Source organism: Streptococcus suis, from assembly GCF_002960445.1.
Classification (GTDB): domain Bacteria; phylum Bacillota; class Bacilli; order Lactobacillales; family Streptococcaceae; genus Streptococcus; species Streptococcus hyiners.
Window position 1 is genome coordinate 1 of record NZ_POJD01000224.1, and the last position, 312, is coordinate 312.

The 312-nt window shown below is 36.9% G+C and carries 1 pseudogene; it reads left to right on the top strand.

Annotation, left to right across the window (positions count from 1 at the left end):
* Window positions 1–312: pseudogene (locus tag C1G53_RS09040) on the top strand (hypothetical protein); the annotation flags it as partial.

A 312-nucleotide genomic window follows, 5' to 3' on the forward strand; every position in this document is an offset into this window, starting at 1 on the left:
TTGGTTTATCAGGCAAAAAGGTTTGTTGAAAAATCTTGAACAGATAACCGAAATAAAGCACGCACTGATTGAATTACGGCGAGTAGGATGGTCAGAAAGAGCCATCAAAAAGGTTTTTCTGAAACAACTGTTGCCTCTAAAACAAGAAGACATCCCAGCATTTGTTCAAAATTTCATAAAAGAAGCTACTATTTTTGCCTCAACTAGCTTTTATCAGTTGATAAGAGTTGACAGTCGCTCTTTAAGCCAAGAGAAAGCGACGGCCTTATTGGAGCAATGTATGAATATGTTAGATTTTCCTGAGGAATTAAG